Origin of the sequence: Sinisalibacter lacisalsi, from assembly GCF_014640115.1 — a bacterium.
Classification (GTDB): domain Bacteria; phylum Pseudomonadota; class Alphaproteobacteria; order Rhodobacterales; family Rhodobacteraceae; genus Sinisalibacter; species Sinisalibacter lacisalsi.
In genome coordinates this window covers 252,193-270,133 of sequence record NZ_BMGI01000003.1, presented here as the reverse complement: position 1 = coordinate 270,133, position 17,941 = coordinate 252,193, and the positions used below count along the sequence as shown (strand labels likewise).

The window sequence follows — 17,941 nt, the reverse complement described above, 5'->3', positions numbered from 1 at the left end:
AAAAAAACTTTTGGCCGAGGGGTGGTGACGGCCGGGCCTGACGGAGTCAACCCATTGGCGCGACTCACTTTTTGCGCTTTAGTGCGAAATCCGATGAGGTCAACCCTTCATATTGACGAATTCGCGAACTTCTGCCTAAATGTTGATAAGTTCGTTGGCCGGGCCATCCACCCGGAACGCGGCAACAACCTGTCGAGCAGGACAGGATCAGGGAACGGTGAATGGTTTGGCTGCTGCTGGGCGCGCTTTCCAATATTGTGATCACGAAATCACGGATGAACGCGCAAAACGTGCACGTCGCGCCCGACACCAGAACTCGCACGATCGATAACAACGCAAAAGCCGTGACGATCGCGCCAGTTCAAAACATTCACCAGGCAGTCGCGCCTGGATTTCGGAAAATTCCCCGTTCCCGCCCCCCGTCGCATATGCACCCGAAAGCGTCCGGGGAAGGGATGCAAACGGTGGGCAAACTCCCGGTCATCGGCTTCTGCGAGAAGCGGTTGCCCGCAGCACCCGGCGCATGATCGGCGGCCGGGCGCCGGAACGGTTGGTGAAGGGCATGATCCACGGCGGGAGCGTGCCCTTCACAACACATGCCACCACGTTGTGGCCCACCCGCATCGCGCCCCGGAACGTCACCGGGTTGCGCCGGGAAAACCGTCGCGTCCGGGCTGAGCCGATTTTGCCGAAAACTTGTGCCGCGACCGGCCTCAGCGCAGCGTGGCCGCCGTGACCCACCAATCGGGGTGGGCATCGGCGAGATCATCCGCCGCCGCGTCGGCCTCGCCTCGGTCTTCGAACAGGGCGAAGCAGGTCGCCCCCGAACCCGACATCCGCGCCATGCGCGCGCCCGGAAGGGCCGAGAGCGCCGCGAGCACATCGCCGATCACCGGCGCGAGCTTCAGCGCCGGCGCCTGCAGATCGTTGCGCTGCTTCGAGATCCAGTCGATCGCCGACCACGCCCCGCGCCAGCGCGGGATGCGCTTTGGCATCGGGTCGTTTTGCTTCTCGTCCAGCGCCGCGAACACCTCGGGCGTCGACATTGCCACGCCGGGGTTGGCGAGAACCGCGTGCAGTTCCGGCACGCCCTCTACCGGCTGCACATCTTCGCCGATCCCGCGCATCCGCGCCGCCTGCCGCGCGAGGCAAACCCGCACGTCGGCGCCAAGCCCGGTCGTGCCCTCGGGCATCGTGGTGTTGCCGGTGAGATCGACCATGGCGAACAGCGTCGCCGCCGCATCGGAGGATCCACCCCCAAGCCCGCCCGCCGTGGGCAGATGTTTTTCCAGCGTGATCGCCACCGGAAGATCGTAGAGCGCCGCCGCCTTCCAGACGAGGTTGGACGCGTCGGCGGGCACACCTGCGGCCATGGGCCCCTTCACCTCGAGCGAGATGGCGTCGGCAGGCTCAAGGCGCACCCGGTCGCCGACATCGGCGAACATCACCAGGCTGTCGAGCAGGTGATAGCCGTCGGGCCGCTGTCCGGTCACGTGCAGGGTGAGGTTGATCTTGGCGGCGGCGAAGGTTTTCGTCATCATCGCGTGAGCGGCTCCCCGCCTTCTTCTTCGAGCACCACGTCGAGCCCGACCTCAAGCTTGCGCCGGATACGGTCGGGTTTGAGCTCTTCGAGATTGGTTTCGTCGGTCACGAAGGAAAGCGCGCGTTTCCATTGGAACCGCGCCTCGCGAACACGCCCGACCGACCAGTAGGTATCGCCAAGGTGATCGTTCAGCACCGGGTCGATCGGCATCAGCTCCACCGCCCGTTCCATTTCCTCGACCGCTTCCTGGTAGCGCCCGAGGCGGTAGTAGACCCAGCCGAGACTGTCGCGGATATAGCCATCATAGGGCCGTTCGGCGACGGCACGCTGGATCATGTCGAGCGCCTCGTCTAGGTTTTCGCGCCGTTCCACGTAGGAATAGCCCAGGTAGTTCAGAACCGAGGGCTGATCGGGAAACAGCTCCAGCGCCTTGCGGAAATCCCGTTCCGCCTCGTCCCAGCGCCCTGCCCGCTCGAACGTGATCCCGCGCGCGAAATAGACCGACCATTGCGCCGGACGATCTTCGTCGTAGAGCGCGATGGCCGCGTCGTAATGGGGCTGCGCCTCGGCGAAGCGTTGCTCGAAGCGATAGGTATCGCCCAGCGCGGCATGGGCGAGGGCGAGTTCAGGCCGCTCGGCGACCAGATCGCTCAGCACCGCGATCACCTCTTCCACCCGGTTCATCCGGCGCAGCGCCGTTGCGCGCCCGAGTTGGGCCTGGGGATAGGCCTGGTGATCCGCCGGCACCGTCGCATAGGCATCCGCCGCCAGCGCGTGGTTGTCCATTTCCTCGAGCACGGACGCCGCGATCAGGGTGGCGCCGATGGTGGTGGGTTCAAGATACTCCGCAATCCGGGCATAGATCAGAACCAGCCCCGGATCTGTTTCGCCCGCAAGCGAATCCGCAACCTCGTAGAACAGGTGCCCAAGCCCCTCGCGCGGGCCGGCGACCGCGTTGAAGGCGATCGGTTTGCCCGCCGCAAGCTCATCGCGAAGGGTGATGAGCTCGGCATCGTTGGTATCGGGAAAAGCCGTTTCGAGAAGCGAGACCGCATCGGGATTGCGCTCCAGCTGGCTCAGAACCTGCGCATAGGCGACGATGCCCGCGCGATTGAGGTTCAAGACTTCTTCCTCGCCCGAAAAAATCTGCGCCGAGCCTTCGTGATCGCCCACCAGCGCAAGCGCGAGCGCCTTCTGGATCAAGGCCGCCTGCCGGGTGCCGGGATCACTTGCCAGATCATCGAACAGCGCGAGTGCGCGGCTCATCTGGCCGGCGCCGATGAGCGCCCACGCTTCGATCATCTGGTCGAGGAATCCGCCGACGGAGGCGCCGCCTTCGATCTGGGCCACGACGCCATCCCAGTCTTCGCGCTGCATCGCATCGGCCAGCAGAACGAGTTCGGCAACCTGGTTGGCCTCGGTCAGCCCGTCGAGCCTGCGCGCCACCGGCACCGCGTCGCCGATCCTGCCTAGCCCGATCTGGGCGATGATAAGCCCTTCCATCAGCCCGGTGTTTTCCGGATCGGCCGCGAGCGCCCGCGTGCCATACTCGACAACAGACACGTAATCCGCGTTTTGATCGGCGGAGCGCGCCGCGAGATAGGCCCCGGCCAGCCCGTCATCCGCCCGCATCGGGGCGGTTGCGAGCCCCAGCACGAATACGGACAGGCCAAGCGCTCGGGCGATACGGGAATGCGGCAAGGGAAGCTCCGTCACGAATGCGTCACCGGCAACCTAATGGGACGGGCGCGGTGGTTCAATGCGCCGCGTGCATCGCCGCACTGACGGTTGCGTGAAGCCGGGCCGTGGCAACCCGCCTCACATGTTGGGATAATTCGGCCCGTCGCCACCCTGCGGCACCGTCCAGGTGATGTTCTGGTGCGGATCCTTGATGTCACAGGTCTTGCAGTGCACGCAGTTCTGGAAGTTGATCTGGAATTTCGGCCCGGCCTCGCTCTGGACGACTTCGTAAACCCCCGCCGGGCAATAGCGCTGCGCCGGCTCGTCGAACTCCGGCAGGTTGAGCGCGATCGGCAGCTCGGGATCTTTCAGGATCAGGTGGCAGGGCTGGCTTTCCTCGTGGTTGGTGGCCGAGAAGCTCACGTTGGTCAGCCGGTCGAAGCTGAGCGTGCCGTCGGGCTTGGGATAGTCGATCTTCGGGAAATCCTTCGCGAGCCCGGTGGCCGCGGCGTCGGACTTGCCGTGCTTCAGCGTGCCGAACAGCGAGGTCTTGAAGATCGTCTGAAACCACATGTCGAAGCCGGAGACCATCAGGCCGAGCCGGAGCCCGAGCTTGGTCATCAGCGGCTTGACGTTGCGCACCGGCTTGAGATCGCGCGCCACGTCGCCGCTGCGCAATTCGCTCTCGTAGGCCTCCAGCACGTCGCCCGAGCGGCCGGCCTTGATCGCCTCGGCCGCCGCCTCGGCCGCCGCGATGCCCGAAAGCATCGCGTTGTGGTTGCCCTTGATCCGGGCGTAGTTCACCAGCCCCACGTTGTCGCCGAGCAGCGCGCCGCCCGGAAAGGCGGCCTTGGGCATCGACTGGTAGCCGCCCGCCGAGATCGCCCGCGCGCCGTAGGCCACGCGCTTGCCGCCTTCGAGCAGTTCGGCCACCTTCGGGTGGTGCTTGAGCCGCTGGAATTCCATGTAGGGATGCAGGTGCGGGTTCTGGTAGTTCAGGTGCACCACGAGGCCGAGGAAAAGCTGGTTGTTCTCGGCATGGTAGATGAAGCCGCCGCCGGAGGCGTTCTTGCCGAGCGGCCAGCCCATGGTGTGGGTGACGGTGCCTTCCTTGTGCTTCGCCGGGTCGATCTCCCAGATCTCTTTCATCCCGATGCCGAACTTCGGCAGATCACGGCCCTTGCACAGCTCGAACTTGCTCATCACCTGCTTGGCGAGCGAACCGCGCACCCCCTCGGCGAGGAACACGTATTTGCCCAGGAGCTCCATGCCCGGTTCGTAGGCCGGGCCGGGGGTGCCATCGGGGTTCTTGCCGAACTCGCCGGCGACCACGCCCTTGACCGCACCGGTCTCGGGGTCGCAGACCAGTTCGGAGCACGACATGCCGGGGTAGATCTCCACCCCCAGCGCCTCGGCCTGCTCGCCGAGCCAGCGCGCCACGTTGCCCATCGAGACGATATAGGCGCCGTGGTTCGACATCAGCGGCGGCATCGGCCAGGTGGGAATGGAAAAGCCCCCGCTTTCGCTCAGCATCAGGAATTCGTCGTCGGTCACCCCGGTTTTCACCGGCGCGCCCTTGTCTTTCCAGTCGGGGATCAGCCGGTCGAGCCCGACCGGGTCGAGCACCGCGCCCGAGAGGATATGCGCACCCACCTCCGAGCCCTTTTCGAGCACGACGACGTTCAGATCCGCGTCGATCTGCTTGAGCCGGATCGCCGCCGAGAGCCCCGCGGGGCCCGCGCCCACGATCACCACATCGACTTCCATCGCCTCGCGTTCAATCTCGGACATGGTTTCCCTCCTCGGACACTTGGCATTTGGTAGCGGCCCGGCCGGGGTGGGTCAATTGCGACGGCACGGAATATTGCCGCAGCGCGGCAAGGCGCGCGCGGCCGCCGAAGCCAACCGGCGCGGGGGTGAGGCAGGGCCTGCGTGCATCGACGCCGCGGCGCGCCGCCGCGCAACGCAACAAGACCATTGCAAACCAAGCGGATTTGCTTTTCCCTTACCTGAACGTATCGCCTCTTTGGAGGTGACTTGCACAACTCATGCCACCACATTAGGGCTGACCGCGCCAAGCCGGCCCGCGACGAACGAGTGAATACCGCCCATGGATAAAATTCTTCTGACCCGCGCGGGGCACACCGCGCTGAACGACGAGTTGAAAAACCTCAAGTCGGTGGAACGTCCGGCCGTCATCGCCGCTATCGCCGAGGCGCGCGAACATGGTGACCTGTCGGAGAACGCCGAGTATCACGCCGCGCGCGAGAAGCAGAGCTTCATCGAGGGCCGGGTGAAAGAGCTTGAGGGCATTCTCTCGCTGGCCGAGGTGATCGACCCGGCGAAGCTTTCGGGGCCGGTCAAGTTCGGCGCCACGATCAAGCTTGTCGACGAAGACACCGACGAGGAAAAGACCTACCAGATCGTCGGTGAACCCGAGGCCGATCTGGAGAAGGGCAAGCTCAACATCAAGTCGCCGCTCGCCCGCGCGCTGATCGGCAAGGACGAGGGCGACAGCGTCGAGGTCAAGACCCCGGGCGGCGAGAAGAGCTACGAGATACTCGAGATCGACTACGTCTGAGGCGCGAGCCGGGGAGCGGCGGATGGCACGAGAAAGGCAGGGCGGGCGGATCGACCTCGGCATGTTCGAGAGCGGCGTGCGTCGGGGTCTCGGCGCGTCGGAGATCGTCGCGCTGGCGCTTTCGGCAATCTGGCTCATCGCCTGCCTCGTGTTTTTCCTGGTGCTCGGCGGCTCCGGGCCGGACGCGCCCGATGCGCTGCGCTTCGTGATGATCCTCGTGGCGGTCGCGCTCCCCGTCGTGGTGATCTGGCTCGCGGCGTCCGCTGCGCGCTCGGCCCGGGTGATGCGCGAGGAAAGTCGGCGGCTTCAGGACGCGCTCAACGCGATGCGGCAAAGCTTTGTTGAAGCCCAGCACGCGCATGTGATCGGCCCGCGGCCGCAAGACCTGACCCGCAAGCTCGAAGAGATCGCCGAGAAACAACGCCGGACGGAAGATGCGCTGGCGACGTTCGTTTCCACCCGGCCGCGGGTGGACAACCGCCTTTCACCGCCTGCGGCGCCGGTCGCCGCGCCGGCACCGCAGGTCGACGTCGAGACCGGGCAGGCCAGCCTTGCGCTCGGCACCCCCGCCGAGGCGCTCGCGCCCCCGGTCGAGGCCAACGACCTGATCCGCGCGATCAACTTTCCCGAGAACGCCGAAGACGAGGAAGGCTTCGCCGCGCTGCGCCGCGCCCTGGCCGACCGCAAGATCGCCTCGCTGATCCAGGCCGCGCAGGACGTGCTCACGCTGCTGAGCCAGGATGGCATCTACATGGACGATCTGCGCCCCGACCTCGCGCGCCCCGATATCTGGCGGCAGTTCGCCGAGGGCGAACGCGGCCGCGCCGTGGCCCCGCTGGGCGGAATCCGTGACCGCTCATCGCTGGCGCTCACCGCCGGACGGATGCGGCAAGACCCGATCTTCCGCGACGCCGCCCACCACTTCCTGCGCCGTTTCGACGAGGTGCTGACCGCGGTTGCGCCAAGGCTCAGCGACGAGGAAATCGCCCATTTCGGCAGCACGCGCACGGCGCGCGCCTTCATGCTGCTGGGCCGGGTGACCCATACGTTCGACTGAGCGCGGGCGCTTTTCTAACGGACGATATAGCCGATGACCCGCACGAAGGCGTGCGGGATATCTTCGATCGTGTAGCCCTGTGGATGCTGGGTATGCGCCCATGCCACCAGCCCGCCGCCGACGAGCAGCATGATCGTGGCAAAGATCGGCATCCGGCGCTCGGAATAGGCCGCGACAATGGCTGGTATGGTGAAGCCCAGGATGACCAGGCCAATCACCAGTTGGAAATCATTTTGCAAATCGGGCTCCCCCCCAAAGGGTGCCCGGCCATTATTCCGGGTCGGTGGCGAAAATCAACCGCTCCGCGCAAGGCGCCACGCGCAGGATGTTGGTTGTGCCGGGCACGTTGAAGGGAACACCCGCCGTCACCACGATCTGGTCTTCCTCGCTCACGATACCCGAGGCGCGGGCTGCGCGGGCCGCCGAGACCACGGCGAGCTTGAAGCGGTCGACCGTGTCGGAGGTGATGTGGCAGGAGATGCCCCAGCTCAGGCAGAGCCTGCGCGCGGTGCCTTCCAGCGGGGTGAGCGCGAGGATCGGCACGCGCGGGCGCTCGCGCGCCGTCAGCAGCGCGGTGGTGCCAGACTGGGTGAAACAGCAGATCGCCTTGATGTCGGTCGCCTCGGCGATCTCGCGCGCGGCGGAAACCAGACCATCGGCCACCGTGCGCCGGTCGATGATGCGGCTGGCCTCGATCACACGGCGATATGTCGGATCCCCCTCGACCTCGACGGCGACGTTGACCATCGTCATCACCGCCTCGATCGGGTAGTTGCCCGCCGCCGATTCCGCCGACAGCATCACCGCGTCGGCCCCCTCGTAGATCGCGTTGGCCACGTCGGACACCTCGGCGCGAGTCGGCACCGGGCTCTCGATCATGCTTTCCAGCATCTGTGTTGCCACGATCACCGGCTTGGCGGCGGCACGGCAGACATGGGTGAGCCGCTTCTGGATCGGCGGCACGTTCTGCACCGGCAGTTCCACCCCGAGATCGCCGCGCGCGATCATGATCCCGTCGGACACCGCGAGGATTTCGTCGAACGCCTTGACCGCCGCGGGCTTCTCGATCTTCGAGAGCACCGCCGCGCGGCCATTGGCGAGGCGGCGGGCCTCTTCCACGTCGGCGGCGCGCTGCACGAAACTCAGCGCCAGCCAGTCGACGCCCAGTTCGCAGGCGAATTCGAGGTCTTCACGGTCTTTCTCCGAAAGCGCCGCGACCGGCAGCACCACGTCGGGCACGTTGACGCCCTTGCGATCGGAGATCGTGCCGCCCACCATCACGGTGCAATTGGCATAATCCTCGCCGTTGTCGTCCACCCGCAGGCGGATCTTGCCATCGTTGACGAGCAGGGTGGAACCCGGCTCCAACGCATCAAAAATCTCCTTGTGCGGCAGGCGCACGCGGTGGCTGTCGCCCGGGGTCTTGTCGAGATCGAAGCGGAAGGACTGGCCCTCTTCGAGATCCGCCGCTCCCGACGCGAAGACGCCGCAGCGCAGCTTGGGGCCCTGCAGGTCGGCAAGAATGGCGATGGGGCGGCCCAGGTCACGCTCGACCCGGCGGATCATCTCGTGGCGCGCACGGTGCTCCTCGTGGGTGCCGTGCGACATGTTGATCCGGAACACGTCGGCGCCGGTTTCAAACAGCTTGCGGATGGTGTCGTAATCGTTGGAGGCGGGGCCGAGCGTGGCTACGATCTTTACATTGCGGCGGCGTTGCATGCCTTGTCCTTCGTCTGAGCGCCGTGTTTGCGGTAACGGCGGGTTGCGCGTTCTATGCCCGAAAACCGAACCGCTCGCAACTGGCGCTTTCCACGGATCGCCCGGCTTTCGGCATGGCGCGAGGTTGCAAAGGGAAACCGGTTTTCACCGCCGGGAATGCGCACTAGAACGCTGTGAACCAGAGAGATGACGGTTTCATGACCTACCTGCCTTTTCACGTTGTCGGCGAGGATCGGGAGTCGCGCTGGCTGATAACCTGCGACCATGCCTCGAACGCCGTGCCCCCGGAGGTGAACGGCGGCTCGCTCGGGCTGCCCGACGAAGACATGGCGCGCCACATCGCCTGGGATCCGGGCGCGGCGGGCGTTTCGATCGGGCTTGGCGAATTGCTCGGCGCGCCGGTGGTGATGTCGAACTTCTCGCGTCTGGTGATCGACCCCAACCGCGGCGAAGATGACCCGACGGTGCTTATGAAGCTTTACGACGGCACCATCATTCCGGCCAACAGGCACGTCGACGAAGCCGAGCGGGATCGCCGGCTCAACGCCTATTACCGGCCCTACCACGGCGCCGTGGCCCGGATGGCGGCACGGCGCGACGACACGGTTTATGTCGCCATTCATTCGTTCACCCGGCAACTGAGAGGCCGCGATCCCCGGCCATGGCATATCGGTGTGCTCTACGGCAAGGACGACCGCTTCGCCCAACCGCTCCTGCGCCGGCTGCGCGATGAAACCGATCTCTGCGTCGGCGAGAACGAGCCCTATGGCGGCCATCTCGACGGCGATAGCGTCGACCGGCACGCGATCCGCCCCGGGCGGGTGAACGTGTTGATCGAACTCCGGAACGACCTGATCCGCACCGATGCGCAGCAATGGGCCTGGGCCGAGCGGCTCGCGCCGATCCTTGAAGAAGTGCTCGACGCGGCCCAACTCTGAGAAAAGGGAGAAACGCGCATGGATATCGACGAAAAGACCCGGACCGAACTCGAGGCCGCCGCCTTCCGCCGGCTGCGCAAGCACCTGATGGAAGACCGGCCCGAGGTGCAGAACATCGACCTGATGAACCTCGCCGGCTTCTGCCGCAACTGCCTCAGCCGCTGGTACCAGGAGGCCGCGAACGAACGCGGCATCGAGATGACCAAGGAAGAGGGGCGCGAGGCGTTCTACGGCATGCCCTACGACGACTGGAAGGCGCAGAGCCAGACCGACGCCAGCCCCGAAAAGCAGGCCGAATTCGAGGTGGCCTTCCGCGAAAACGTGCTCGGCGAGAAAGGCTGAGGGTTTCGCCCCGCCTGCGGCGGGCCGACCCGCGCCGCGCTCGCGCGCGGCGGTCGCAGACCTCCCAGGGTGGCCCGGACGGTCAGGCCCGGGCCGAACTTTCCTGCCTCCGGTGGAGGTATTTTTCGACCCGAGAAACGATGTGCGTGGATGCGCGGAGGCTGTTCGGTTGCGGGGGGTTTCACCGCTCTCCGGACGTGGCAGGATAGCCTCTGGCCATTGTGGAGGGTGCCATGACACGAATGCCGAGCTACTTCATTTCCCATGGCGGCGGACCGTGGCCGTGGATCGACGACATGCGCGCGGCCTTTGCGCCACTGGAAGCCTCGCTGGCGGCGATCCCGGCGGCGCTGCCCGAACAGCCCAGGGCCATCTTGATGGTTTCGGGCCACTGGGAAGCGCGCGAGGCGCGGGTGATGCACGCAGAGCGGCCGCCAATGGTTTACGACTATGGCGGCTTCCCCGCGCATACCTACGAGATCACCTACCCCGCCCCGGGGGCGCCCCGGCTTGCGGAACGCGCGGCGGCGCTGATCGAGGCGGCGGGATTGGCGGTGACGGTCGATGAAACCCGTGGCTTCGACCATGGCGCCTTCGTGCCGGCTTTCGTGATGTATCCCGATGCGGATGTACCCATGTTCCAGGTTTCGCTCATGGAAAGCTACGACCCGGAAGATCACTTCCGCCTCGGCCGCGCCCTTGCGCCGTTGCGCGACGAGGGCGTTCTGATCCTTGGCTCGGGGCTGAGCTATCACAACCTGCGGCTATTTGGCCCCGGGGCGCGCGGGCCCTCCGAGGCCTTCGACGCCTGGCTCGACACCGCCCTTGCCCTCGATCCCGCCGCGCGGACCGCCGCACTTCTCGACTGGGAAAGCGCGCCCGAGGCGCGCACCTGCCATGCCCGGGAGGATCACCTGGTGCCGCTGTTCGTGGCGCTGGGCGCGGCTGAGGAGACGGGCGCGACCCGGGTCTATCACCAGGAGATGATTTTCGGCGGCGTCACCGCCTCGAGTTGGCGGTTCGACTGACCCTTTCCCGGCCGGATCGGCGCTGGACTTTACTTGTAAAGATCGCCCTTCTTCACCTTGCTGGCGAAGGCGGTGTTGCCGCCGGCGGCCAGGATCCCGGCCTGTTGCACCCAGTCGTCACGGGTGACCCTTCCCTTGAAACCTTCGAGATTGGCATCGACCCAGGCGATCTCCTCCGCCGTCCAGTTCGCGATCTGGTCGAAGTGGTAGAAGCCGAGGGCGTGGCAGAGCTTCTCGAGCTTCGGCCCGATACCCTTGATCTGTTTCAGATCGTCGGGACCGCCTTCGCGCGGTGCGTCGAGGGCGGCGGGTTTGACGCCGGTCGTCTCCTCTACCCCGTCGGGGTGCACCGGATGCGCGCCGTGATCCGCCTCCACCGCCTCGGCCACGGCGACGGCCTCGGCGGCGGCTTCCATCGCGGCTTTCTCGGCGGCCTGCGCCTCGTTGCGCGCCGCCGCCAGATCGCCTTCGAGCGACGCGATGCGGGTGTCTTTCGCGTTCGCCTCCTTCCGGCAGGCGGCGAGATCGGCCTTCAGTCCATCCGTTTCGGCACCGGCCGGCCCGCCACGACGGCCCCAGATGATCCAGCCCACGAGCAGGCCCAGAAGGGCGGCGAGGATGATGAGCAGCACCATCTCCGCGATCAGAAAACCCCATTCTTCAAACATGCGTTTGCTCCTTGTCTCGGCCGCGGCTCATTCGGGCCATTCGAACGTGGTGCGACGGTTCTTCGCGCGCCCTTCCTCGGTGTCGTTGTCGGCGACGGGTTCGGTCTCGCCGTAGCCGACCGCCGTCATCCGCACCGTATCAATGCCGCGCGCGGCGAGGGCATCGCGCACCGCCCGCGCCCGGGCCAGCGAGAGCGCATAGTTCGCCGTATCGTCGCCCTGCGCGTCGGTGTGGCCGCCGATTACCACGCGCATCCCGGCCTCGCGGGTGCACAGGTGGATGATCCCGGCCACCTCGTTGACGGTGGCGAGCGAGACCGGATCAAGCTCGGCGGACCCGGTGACAAAGCGGATCGGCGCGGCCTCGACGGTATCGCGCGCGGCTTGCGTACAGGTGGCCTTGCTCGGCTCGAACTCCGGCATGTTCATCCAGACGCCACCTTGCGCGAACTGCCTGCGGCCGGTGGCGGCATTCACCCGCTCGGCGCCGTCGGCAGGCGCAGTTGATGCGATCATCGTGATCCCCTCGCCGTCGCCCAGCCCCTCGACCAGCGCGGCGCGCACTGTGTCGCCATCAAGCCCCGCCATCGGTTCGGCTGCGAGGCTCAGCCCATCGTCGCTGGCGGTGAGATCGAAGCTTTCGAACAACCCGAGGCGCGCGCCAAGCGCGACCAACGCGGCTTCCAGCCCGTCGAGGCCGGCGAAGGTCGTGCTCACCTCGCCGTCAAGCTCCACACCGCCAAGCGCGGCCGCGATCGCGTCGCGCCCCAGAGATCCGGGCACGGTGCCCGCGATGCGGAAGCCTTCCGACGCGTCGTAGCCAATTTGGAAATCGACGATGCCCGGATCGAGCACCTCGATCGCGACAACGGTTTCAAACCCGTCCAGCCCGGCCAACGCGGCGCGCGTCTCGTTCTCCTCGAACGGGGTCGCGGCCATGCCCGCGAGGGTGAAGGTGGTGCCGGTGAGTGCCGCGCTGCCCTCTTCGAGCGGCGCGAGCGCGGCGGCGCCCGCTGCGAGCGCCCCGGCCCAGCCTTCCGGCGCGCCGTGTCCAAGCAGCAGCCCGGCAAGCCCGGGCAAATCGGCGGCGAGCGCATCGCGCGCAGCGGCGGTGGGGGCGTAGCCGGTGGCGGCGATGCTGCCGTCCGCTGCCTTGGAAAGCGCGGTTTCATAGGGCTCGACCAGCGGCAACACGGTGACGCCCTCGGCGTTGACCACCCGCCGCCCGCGAATGTCGTTCAGCCCGTCGACAAGGCCCGCCAGTTCGGCCTCGTTATCGGCGGTTCCGGCCAGCGCGATATCGCGCCCGATGACCGAAACACTCATCGGATGCACCGTTTGCGCGATCAAGCTCATCGCCTCGGCCGCGATCTTGCGCTCCATCGTGACGGCGTGCGACTGCGCGCCCCAGTAGCTCAACGCGGCCACGCCCGCGACGAAGACAAGCGCGCCCAATCCCTTGCTCATGCTGTTCCCTCTCAGCAATACGGCCCAAGGAAATCAGGCCCCAGGCCAGCCTTCAAAGCAAGAGGGAAAGCACGCGCAAACACGGCATGTTCGCAAACGAGGCAATGGGCCGCAGCGGTGCGGCCCGGTCAGATCGCCGATTTCAGGCTCTCTTCGAGGTAGATCTCGCGCAGCCGGCCGGCCACCGGCCCGGGTGTGCCCGCGCCGACCTTGACGCCGTCGATCTCGACCACCGGCATCACGAAAGCGGTGGCGGAGGTTACGAAAGCCTCATCGGCGGCCTGCGCCTCCTCAAGGGTGAAGCGGCGTTCCTCGATCTCCATCTGGGCCTCGGCGGCGTAGCGCAGCACGGCGGCGCGGGTGATGCCGTGAAGAATGTCGGACGAGCGCTCACGGGTGATGATCTTGCCGTCCTTGACGATATAGGCGTTGTTCGAGGTGCCCTCGGTCACCTTGCCATCCTCGACGAACCAGGCATCATCGGCCCCGGCCGCGAGCGCGGCCATCTTGCCCATCGAGGGATAGAGCAGTTGCACCGTCTTGATGTCGCGCCGCGCCCAGCGCTGATCGGGGATCGAGATCACCTTGATGCCGGTCTTCGCCGCCGGGCTGGCGGCCAGCCCCGGCTTGGACTGGGTGAACATCACCACCGTGCCGGGGGTCGTTTCAGGATCGGGGAAGACGAAATCGCGATCGCCGGGGTTGCCCCGGGTGATCTGGAGATAGACCAGACCCTCCTCGATGCCGTTGCGCGCCACCAGTTCGCGGTGCGCCGCGAGCAGGTCTTCGTGGCTGATCGGCTGGGCCATGTCGAGCTCGGCCAGCGAGCGGGCGAGGCGGGCGGCGTGGCCGTCGAAGTCGATGAGCTTGCCGCCGAGCACGCTGGTCACCTCGTAAACCCCGTCGGCCATCAGGAAACCGCGGTCGAAGACAGATACCTTCGCCTCTTCCTCGGGCAGGTAGTCTCCGTTCACGTAAACGATGCGGCTCATGCCCGTCTCCTTCATGATCGGCCCTCAGGCCTCGTCCTGTTCCACGATCCAGGGCTCGGCGCGGCCCGCTGCCGCCCACTCGGCCCAGGCCGGGAGCGCCTTCATGGCGGCCGAATACCGGGCCACCGCTTCATGCGTGCTGAGCGCGTAGATTTCAAGCCGGTTCACCACCGGGGCGAACATCGCGTCGACGTTGCTGAATTCGCCAAACAGGAACGGCCCGCCGGAGGCCGAAAGCGCCTCGCTCCAGAGCTGTTCGATCCGGGCAACGTCGCGGCGCACCCCGTCCGAAACGGCGATCGGGCGCACTTCGCGGGCCATGTTCATCGGGCATTCCGAGCGCAAGGCCCCGAACCCGCCGTGCATCTCGTGCGCCATCGACCGCGCTCGCGCCCGCGCGGCGATGTCTTCCGGCAAGAGCCCCACTTCGGGAAACCGCTCCGCGAGGTATTCGAGAATGGCGAGCGATTCCCACACCGCGAGATCGCCGTCGACCAGCACCGGCACCTTGCCTGCGGGCGTCGCCGCCCTGATCGCCGGGTTGCCCGCGGCGAAATCGAACGGGATCAGCTCTTCTTCGAAGGCGATGCCCTTCACCCGCATCGCGATCCATGGCCGGAACGACCACGAGGAATACTTCTTGTTGCCGATGATCAGCTTCATGGCTCACCCCCAGAGCGCGGCCTCCGGCGGGTGGACCCCGGCGGCGTCATAACGCAAGGCATGCGGGCGATCCTTCGCGAGAAGCAGCGGTCCGTCAAGGTCCGTCACCATCGCGCCCTGCGCCACCAGCACGGCAGGCGCCATCGCCAGCGACGAGCCGACCATACAGCCCACCATCACCCGGAAACCTTCGGCGCGGGCGGCATCGCGCAATGCAAGCGCCTCGGTCAGCCCGCCGGTCTTGTCGAGCTTGATGTTGACCACGTCATACTTGCCCTTGAGCCCGGGCAGGCTCGCCCGGTCATGGCAGCTTTCGTCGGCACAAACCGGCAAGGGGCGCGCGATCTCGGCGAGCATGTCGTCCGCGCCCGCCGGCAGGGGCTGCTCCACCAGTTCCACCCCGAGGCGGATGAGATGCGGCGCGAGGTCGGCATAAACCTCCGCCGTCCAGCCTTCGTTGGCATCGACGATGATGCGCGATTTCGGCGCGCCTGCGCGCACGGCTTCGAGCCGGGGCATGTCATCTGGCGTGCCGAGCTTGATCTTGAGCAGGGGGCGATGCGCGTTCGCCGCCGCCTTGGCGCGCATGTCGTCCGGCGTGCCGAGGCTGAGCGTATAGGCGGTGATCTCCGGTCCGGGGCGCTCCAGCCCGGCAAGTTCCCAGGCCCGCTTGCCCGCGCGCTTGGCTTCCAGATCCCACAACGCGCAATCCACCGCGTTGCGCGCGGCCCCGGCGGGCAAGAGCGCCTGCAATTCCGCCCGGGTGAACCGCTCGGGCAGCGCCTCGATCTCGGCGCGCACGCTCTCTAGCGTCTCGCCATATCGGGCATAGGGCACGCATTCCCCCCAGCCCGTCGCGCCCGTATCTTCCACGCGCACGGTCAGAACCGCGGCCTCCGACTTGGACCCGCGCGAGATGGTGAACACCTCCGCCAGGGGGAATCGCTCTTCGGTCACGGAAAGCCGCATCACTTGCTCCTTCATCCTGGCAAAAATACCTCGGGGGGTTTGGGGGGCAGCGCCCCCCATCTACCCCATCGCGGCCAGCGCATCCACCAGCTTGCCCGCCCCGAAACGGAACGGATCGGTGGCCGGCAGCCCCATACGCGCCTCGGTCTCGGCCAGGTAGGCCACCGCCTCGTCCTCGCTCATGGCCTGGGTGTTGACCGAGATCGCCACCACCTCGCAGGCCGGGTTCGCCACCCGGGCCATCGTCAGCGCCATGTCGCGCAACGCCTCGAGGCCGGGCAGGCTGTAGCCCGGCAAGCCGCGCATGTGCTCTCGGGTCGGCTCATGGGCGAGGATCAGCGCGTCGGGCTGGCCGCCGTGGATCAGCGCCATGGTCACACCGGAATAGGAGACATGAAACAGGCTGCCCTGGCCCTCGATAAGATCCCAGTGGTCGGGATCGTTATCGGGCGTCAGCCATTCCACCGCCCCGGCCATGAAATCGGCCACCACCGCGTCGAGCGGCACGCCGTCGCCGGTGATCAGGATGCCGGTCTGGCCGGTGGAGCGGAAGGTGGCCTTCATGCCCCGCGCCTGCATCTCGCGGTCCATCGCCAGCGCGGTATACATCTTGCCGACCGAGCAATCGGTGCCCACCGCGAGGCAGCGCTTGCCCGAGCGCTTCACGCCGTTGGCGATGGGATAATCCACCTCGGGCACCCGTACATCATGCAGGCTGCGTCCGGTCGCCTCGGCCACCGCCACCAGGTCGGGTTCGTCGCGCAGCAGGTTGTGCAGGCCGGAGGCGAGGTCGAAGCCCTCTTCCAGCGCCGTCACCAGCACCTTCTTCCATGCTTTCGAGATCACGCCGCCCCGGTTGGCCACGCCGATCACCAGCGTTTTCGCGCCGGCGGCTTTCGCCTCCCGCAACGTCATGTCGGCAAGCCCGAGATCGGCCTTGCAGCCTTCGAGGCGGAACTGGCCAACGGCGTTTTCCGGGCGCCAGTCCTTGATGCCCTGGGCGACCTTCACGGCAAGTTGGTCGGGCGCGTCGCCGAGGAAGAGAAGATAGGGTGTTTCGATCATGGGGAGCTCCATCGTTTGGCGCAGGATTGCCTGCCCATCGGGCAAAGTCTTCGCAAGATCAAGCGTAATGAATAAGCAGGTAGGGAGAATCTTGCGTCATTTCGCCGTTTCTCGGGACAAACCCTTTCCTTTGCCGCATTGCGGCGCATGTTGTGCTGCAACCGCGAGATTCGGCTTGCTCCCGATTGCGCAACAATCTATCCGTTGCGCAAAGATAAGTGAAACAAACTTGCCCGGAGGTTTTCCATGTCCTTCCGCCCCCAACCCAGCCCCCCGGCCCGTCCCAACCGCAGCCAGTTGTTCGGCCCGGGCTCGCGCAGCGAGTTGTTCGAGAAAATGGCGGCCTCGGCGGCCGACGTGATCAACCTCGATCTCGAAGACAGCGTGGCGCCCGACGACAAGGACAAGGCGCGCGCGAATATCATCGCGGCCACCCACGAGGTCGATTGGGGCGACAAGTATTTCTCGGTGCGTATCAACGGCCTCGATACCCCGCACTGGTATCGCGACGTGGTGGACCTGCTCGAAAACGCCTCCGACCGGCTCGACCAGATCATGATCCCGATGGTGGGCTGCGGCGAGGATATCTATGCCGTCGACGCGCTGGTCACCGCCGTCGAGCGCGCCAAGGGGCGGACGAAACCGATCAGCTTCGAGGTGATCATCGAGACGGCGGCGGGGCTTGCCCATGTCGAAGAGATCGCCGCCGCCTCGCCGCGGCTTCAGGCGATGAGCCTCGGCTACGCCGATTTCGCCGCCTCGATGGGCATGGCCACCACCGGCATCGGCGGCACGCAGGCGAACTACTACATGATCCACGAGGGCCAGACCGATTACCCCGACCCGTGGCACTATGCCGTCTCCGCCATCGTCGCGGCCTGCCGCACCCACGGCGTGTTGCCGGTCGATGGCCCGTTCGGCGATTTTTCCGACGAAGATGCCTACATCGCCCATGCGCGCCGGGTGGCGACGCTCGGCATGGTGGGCAAATGGGCGATCCACCCCAAGCAGGTGAAGCTCGCCAACGAGGTATTCTCGCCAAGCGAGGAGGCCGTGGCGGAAGCGCGCGAGATTCTCGCCGCGATGGAGGAGGCCAAGGCCAAGGGGCTTGGCGCCACCACCTGGAAGGGCAAGCTGATCGACATCGCCAGCATGAAACAGGCCGAGGTGATCGTGCGGCAGGCGGAACTGATCGCGGGGCGCTGAGGGCTTGTGGCACGCCGTTTTGC

18 protein-coding genes are annotated in these 17,941 nt (G+C 66.5%); 7 read left to right on the top strand and 11 right to left on the bottom strand.

Features of this window, described 5'->3' with window-relative positions; genetic code table 11:
• Positions 1-221: 221 nt before the first annotated feature.
• Complete coding sequence (locus tag IEW01_RS10710) at positions 222-527, top strand: hypothetical protein (protein ID WP_188527626.1); 306 nt, start codon at positions 222-224, stop codon at positions 525-527.
• Positions 528-713: 186 nt separating this feature from the next.
• On the opposite strand, the gene IEW01_RS10705 is transcribed toward IEW01_RS10710, so the two are convergent.
• The 3 genes from IEW01_RS10705 to IEW01_RS10695 form a co-directional block, all read right to left on the bottom strand.
• Positions 714-1,541 carry a 4-(cytidine 5'-diphospho)-2-C-methyl-D-erythritol kinase gene (locus IEW01_RS10705; protein WP_188527625.1) on the bottom strand — a complete coding sequence of 276 codons (828 nt, stop codon included), beginning with the start codon at positions 1,539-1,541 and terminating at the stop codon, positions 714-716.
• Positions 1,538-3,244 (bottom strand): tetratricopeptide repeat protein, encoded by a 1,707-nt coding sequence (locus IEW01_RS10700; protein ID WP_188527624.1) that lies wholly within the window; start codon positions 3,242-3,244, stop codon positions 1,538-1,540. The genes IEW01_RS10705 and IEW01_RS10700 overlap by 4 nt, the downstream gene beginning before the upstream one ends.
• 117 nt (positions 3,245-3,361) lie before the next feature.
• Complete coding sequence (locus tag IEW01_RS10695; protein ID WP_188527623.1) at positions 3,362-5,014, bottom strand: electron transfer flavoprotein-ubiquinone oxidoreductase; 1,653 nt, start codon at positions 5,012-5,014, stop codon at positions 3,362-3,364.
• 319 nt (positions 5,015-5,333) lie between these two features.
• Here IEW01_RS10695 and greA point away from each other — a divergent pair, with 319 nt between their 5' ends.
• Together greA and IEW01_RS10685 are read left to right on the top strand one after the other, a co-directional pair.
• Positions 5,334-5,804 carry a transcription elongation factor GreA gene (gene greA / locus IEW01_RS10690; RefSeq protein ID WP_188527622.1) on the top strand — a complete coding sequence of 157 codons (471 nt, stop codon included), beginning with the start codon at positions 5,334-5,336 and terminating at the stop codon, positions 5,802-5,804.
• A 22-nt stretch (positions 5,805-5,826) separates the two neighbouring features.
• Positions 5,827-6,861, top strand: coding sequence for a hypothetical protein (locus tag IEW01_RS10685; protein ID WP_188527621.1), 1,035 nt, complete (start codon positions 5,827-5,829; stop codon positions 6,859-6,861).
• A gap of 14 nt (positions 6,862-6,875) precedes the next feature.
• Here the strand turns inward: IEW01_RS10685 and IEW01_RS10680 are convergent, their stop codons facing one another.
• Both IEW01_RS10680 and pyk read right to left on the bottom strand, forming a co-directional pair.
• Complete coding sequence (locus tag IEW01_RS10680) at positions 6,876-7,100, bottom strand: hypothetical protein (RefSeq protein WP_188527620.1); 225 nt, start codon at positions 7,098-7,100, stop codon at positions 6,876-6,878.
• Positions 7,101-7,131: 31 nt separating this feature from the next.
• Positions 7,132-8,580, bottom strand: coding sequence for a pyruvate kinase (pyk, locus tag IEW01_RS10675; protein ID WP_188527619.1), 1,449 nt, complete (start codon positions 8,578-8,580; stop codon positions 7,132-7,134).
• 197 nt (positions 8,581-8,777) lie between these two features.
• Between pyk and IEW01_RS10670 the strand changes: the two genes are divergently transcribed.
• From IEW01_RS10670 to IEW01_RS10660, 3 genes are all read left to right on the top strand, one after another.
• The gene (locus IEW01_RS10670) at positions 8,778-9,518 is read left to right on the top strand and encodes an N-formylglutamate amidohydrolase (protein ID WP_188527618.1); all 741 of its coding nucleotides are present in this window, start codon (positions 8,778-8,780) and stop codon (positions 9,516-9,518) included.
• An 18-nt stretch (positions 9,519-9,536) separates the two neighbouring features.
• Positions 9,537-9,860: a DUF1244 domain-containing protein gene (locus tag IEW01_RS10665; RefSeq protein WP_438810822.1), complete on the top strand. Its 324-nt coding sequence runs from the start codon at positions 9,537-9,539 to the stop codon at positions 9,858-9,860.
• A 233-nt stretch (positions 9,861-10,093) separates the two neighbouring features.
• Positions 10,094-10,888 carry a DODA-type extradiol aromatic ring-opening family dioxygenase gene (locus tag IEW01_RS10660; RefSeq protein WP_188527617.1) on the top strand — a complete coding sequence of 265 codons (795 nt, stop codon included), beginning with the start codon at positions 10,094-10,096 and terminating at the stop codon, positions 10,886-10,888.
• A gap of 29 nt (positions 10,889-10,917) precedes the next feature.
• Here IEW01_RS10660 and IEW01_RS10655 read toward each other — a convergent pair whose 3' ends face one another.
• The 6 genes from IEW01_RS10655 to dgcN form a co-directional block, all read right to left on the bottom strand.
• The gene (locus IEW01_RS10655) at positions 10,918-11,556 is read right to left on the bottom strand and encodes a helix-hairpin-helix domain-containing protein (protein ID WP_188527616.1); all 639 of its coding nucleotides are present in this window, start codon (positions 11,554-11,556) and stop codon (positions 10,918-10,920) included.
• A 27-nt stretch (positions 11,557-11,583) separates the two neighbouring features.
• Positions 11,584-13,023, bottom strand: coding sequence for an OmpA family protein (locus IEW01_RS10650; protein ID WP_188527615.1), 1,440 nt, complete (start codon positions 13,021-13,023; stop codon positions 11,584-11,586).
• A gap of 128 nt (positions 13,024-13,151) precedes the next feature.
• Complete coding sequence (locus tag IEW01_RS10645; protein ID WP_188527614.1) at positions 13,152-14,015, bottom strand: D-amino-acid transaminase; 864 nt, start codon at positions 14,013-14,015, stop codon at positions 13,152-13,154.
• Positions 14,016-14,039: 24 nt separating this feature from the next.
• On the bottom strand, positions 14,040-14,678 hold the full coding sequence (locus IEW01_RS10640; protein ID WP_188527613.1) for a glutathione S-transferase family protein: 639 nt from the start codon (positions 14,676-14,678) through the stop codon (positions 14,040-14,042).
• A 3-nt stretch (positions 14,679-14,681) separates the two neighbouring features.
• Positions 14,682-15,647 (bottom strand): N-acetyl-D-Glu racemase DgcA, encoded by a 966-nt coding sequence (gene dgcA / locus IEW01_RS10635; protein WP_188527612.1) that lies wholly within the window; start codon positions 15,645-15,647, stop codon positions 14,682-14,684.
• A gap of 60 nt (positions 15,648-15,707) precedes the next feature.
• Positions 15,708-16,712, bottom strand: coding sequence for an N-acetyltransferase DgcN (dgcN, locus tag IEW01_RS10630; RefSeq protein WP_188527611.1), 1,005 nt, complete (start codon positions 16,710-16,712; stop codon positions 15,708-15,710).
• 246 nt (positions 16,713-16,958) lie between these two features.
• Between dgcN and IEW01_RS10625 the strand changes: the two genes are divergently transcribed.
• Positions 16,959-17,918, top strand: a complete 960-nt coding sequence (locus IEW01_RS10625) for an L-malyl-CoA/beta-methylmalyl-CoA lyase (protein ID WP_188527610.1) — start codon at positions 16,959-16,961, stop codon at positions 17,916-17,918.
• Positions 17,919-17,941: the final 23 nt, after the last annotated feature.